This is a genomic window from Bartonella capreoli (genome assembly GCF_902813205.1).
In the GTDB taxonomy this organism is placed as follows: Bacteria; Pseudomonadota; Alphaproteobacteria; order Rhizobiales; family Rhizobiaceae; genus Bartonella; species Bartonella schoenbuchensis.
The window spans coordinates 1-427 of record NZ_CADDZX010000262.1 but is presented as its reverse complement, the minus strand read 5'-3'; the positions used below and the strand labels follow the sequence as shown (position 1 = coordinate 427).

Here is a 427-nt window from a genome sequence, read left to right as displayed (position 1 = left end):
TGTGACAGGGTGTGCTGCACAAACAGAAGGTCAAAATTTTGCCTCAATGACAGAGGTTGATCTTGTTTTAGGAAATGAAGAAAAACTTCATGCGCATTCTTACCGTCAACTTCCTGATTTTGGCATTAACCATTCCGAAAAACTGCGTATCAATGACATCATGGAGGTACAACAAATTGCTCCACATATGGTGAGTACAATGGAAGAACGCACACGTGCTTTTGTACAAGTACAAAATGGATGCGATCATCGCTGTACATTTTGCATTATCCCTTATGGACGTGGGCCATCACGTTCAGTTCCCATGGGTGCAGCCATTGAACAAATTAAAAAACTGACAGACAATGGTATTCAAGAAGTTGTTCTGACAGGTGTAGATCTTACAAGCTATGGCCACGATCTCCCAGGAAAAGCTACTCTAGGAAAA

At 41.7% G+C, this 427-nt stretch carries 1 protein-coding gene; it reads left to right on the top strand.

Features of this window, described 5'->3' with window-relative positions; translation table 11 throughout:
* On the top strand, positions 1–427 hold a 427-nt coding region (locus J7R05_RS08335), incomplete at both ends, for a radical SAM protein (RefSeq protein WP_208541886.1).